At 50.2% G+C, this 2,889-nt stretch carries 3 protein-coding genes; all 3 read left to right on the plus strand.

Annotation, left to right across the window (positions count from 1 at the left end):
• Nucleotides 1-1,041 (plus strand): RHS repeat-associated core domain-containing protein (locus WMK75_RS18870; RefSeq protein ID WP_347269112.1); only part of this gene is annotated, 1,041 nt, incomplete at its 5' end.
• A 19-nt stretch (nucleotides 1,042-1,060) separates the two neighbouring features.
• Entirely contained in the window at nucleotides 1,061-1,594 is a 534-nt protein-coding gene (locus WMK75_RS18875) for a hypothetical protein (RefSeq protein ID WP_347269113.1), read from the plus strand.
• Between the two features lie 489 nt (nucleotides 1,595-2,083).
• Nucleotides 2,084-2,889: RHS repeat-associated core domain-containing protein (locus tag WMK75_RS18880; protein WP_347269114.1), on the plus strand; the 806-nt coding region annotated here is incomplete at its 3' end.

Below are 2,889 nucleotides of genomic sequence, written 5' to 3' on the forward strand. Positions count from 1 at the left end.
GAAGAAACTTCCCTCGACTTCGCCGAGGCTCGAATGTACTCGAACCCGTTTGGAAGATTCACCGCCGTCGATCCATTGCTAGCAAGTGGCCGCACTTCGAATCCCCAAACGTTCAACCGTTACATCTACGTCGGCAACAGTCCGCTGACAGTTACCGACCCATCTGGTCTCGATTGGTATCGACGCAAATCGAGCCAAGAAGGGCGAGAATGGGACTATAAATGGTTCTCTGGGGAGGCTGACAAAGGCTGGGATGCGGTGGATTTTGGCTCATCGCTCTTTTATCAGGTAGATAATGGCCTAGACGTGGACAATAATCCGCTCGGGACGATCTTTCTACATCGGTATGAAGCTAATTACTCAACTGTCGCGCAACACGCCATGGCCATCAGGCAGAACGCAAAGTTTCAGCCGGGAGGAGCCTGTTTCTCGAATTTCAGATGTGCCGGTATACGCGATCCGATAAACGACGCAACAAACCATTTCGCTGCCCAGGAGGGCGTCGAAGGTTTCCCGATCGGCTTCGTAAATGCCGCGAAGAGTTCGGTCGACATTCCAACTTGGAATCTTTTGCCATCCGTCCCAAACTCGTCGCTAAACTCCCTTTTCGGAGTCAACACGTGGTTTAATTATCAACAGCCACAGGGGCAGTACCAGATTGCCGGAGCGTCCGGCGGTGCCTTGACCTTTGACATCCTGGCCCTGATTGCGACGAAGAAGGTTGGAGGAGCTGCCGCGGACTTTCTAGGTCGAGGTGGTACGTTCGGTGAGCGCTTGTTTATGAGTAAAAACTTTGGAAGGGAGTCACGTCTATTTGGCAATTCGGCGTTCAATGCAACTGGGCGGCCCGGCATTCTAAATCGAAAAGGCACGATTTTCAAAGTTGGTTGGTCAGGCACCCCCAGTAATGGTGGCGGAATGCAATTTCGAATCGGTTTTGGAGTCAATGCTCAAAAAGCAAATATCGCGAGTCGGCATCTGTACGTGCCACGGACGTTTGTCCCAAACAGTTTCTCTAATCCGCTAGTTGTACGGCACTAGAGGCCTCATGGAGAATGATATGAACGTAAGATTTTCTCGCGCTGTGACAAGACAACTCGCTCTTATAGATCGGGTCTTGATTTCCCTTGGCAAGAGGGCGATGCTTGAGAATGAAGATTTTCGGATTGATCATGCCTCTGCCGGAACGTATCAACTGATTGCAACAATTGAGAGATCCGGAGCCAACATACTCCCTTGCAGTATCTATCTCCAAGGCGACGGCCTTCGGATCGACCTGGACCACATTGATGAAGCTCTTGAATGGCCTCTCAGGGATATCGAAGAAAACCCCAAAACCATCCAACTTTTCTTAGTCAATCTATTCAGATGTTTTGTGTTATTCGACACGTCTAACAGAACAATTATTATGAAGCTTTTTGACATGAACGGGCATATTGTGGAAGAACTCAAAATTGGAACTGTCGGTGTTTTTGCAAGTATTCGGCAAATCGAGGTGAAACAACATTTATTTTATCCGATCTATCCATCGGAAAACCCTCCTGTCGAGAATCTACAGTTGCTAGGCGAGCATGGCAAACTTGCGTCGATGTAAACAGAAGGACTGTTTTGGGGAATTCGCCAATACCCAAGCGGAAATTTCTACTTTGATAGATAGAAATACATTATGCTTCTGACTTTTGAATACAATACCAAAGGAGTCGTCGAAATTTTCATGGATAAGGAAGGACGGCGCTCCCTGATAGAATCACTGGAACGCCTCTCTCCTGGGGAGACAAAAATGGACCACGACCACCTAATGACGCCAGCATGGGCTGGCGCGGAGCTCACGGACGAGGTTCAAAATGCGGAGAACCAACTAATAAACATGGTTACCGTGTTTTTGGTCAGAGATGAGTTGAATAACGATTCTGAGATGCGTGATGGGCAGTTTCGTGCATCGTAATTTAAGTTTGACAGTATCTTACAGGTCAGGCTTCGAAGGCGTTCGAATGGCGAGCTTGCGGCGGAGTATTCAACGGCTGCGGCGCCAGCGAATCCGACGACTAATTACACGGCGACGGATATGCTCGGGAGTCCGAGGGTGTTGACGGATTCGGCGGGGAATGTTGTTTCGCGTAGGGATTTCCTGCCGTTCGGTGAGGAGCTTTATGCGGATGGTGTGCATCGGACGGTCGCGGGCAAGTATTCGCAAACCGGACAGGACGGCGTTCGCAAGCGTTTCACGGGCTACGAAAAGGACCCCGAGACCTCGCTCGACTTTGCCCAAGCCCGTATGTACGCTAACACCTACGGCCGCTTCACCGCCGTCGATCCGCTCCTCGCCTCCGGCAAATCCGCCAACCCTCAGACGTTCAACCGCTACACATACGTCCTGAACAACCCGCTGCTCCTCACCGATCCAACGGGTTTGCAGACCGGGAATACCTTCTCTCCAGATTGTGACAAAGATTGCAACGCTCATTTTGACGTCAAAACGAATACCGTCCAGGTCTCGCATGACTCACTACTCGATGTGGTTGTCCAAATCGTGAGTGATCTTATAGCTGGATCAAGCCCGATTCGACTTGATGCGGCTATACAGCAAAGGGATACGAAGATCGTGTCTGCAGTTTCTAGTTCGGACCCGCTGCAGAATGCAAATTATTCTCAGTATTCAAGCATTCGATCCCTTCTCAGCGGTGATGACGACGGTGTTTTCACAAGTCGAATGTTAGGAAATCGAGGTTCGACAAACTTCTCGGTTCTCCAGCAAACACAGTCATCGTATAATTGGGCAGAGTTTATCGGCGAAGCGAATTTGACGTTCCAAGGTCTCTACGCCTCATTTGCTCCCGGCTTTGCAGGCGGGGGTAGAAGCGCTCCCATGAGCACCGCTCGGAAGCTCTT

Source organism: Paracoccus sp. (in: a-proteobacteria), from assembly GCF_039808215.1.
Taxonomy (GTDB): Bacteria; Pseudomonadota; Alphaproteobacteria; order Rhodobacterales; family Rhodobacteraceae; genus Paracoccus.

What these genes read in the sequence shown, in the direction of transcription:
- WMK75_RS18875 (WP_347269113.1), top strand. Translation starts at nt 1,061, where the DNA reads ATGAACGTAAGATTTTCTCGCGCTGTGACAAGACAACTCGCTCTTATA.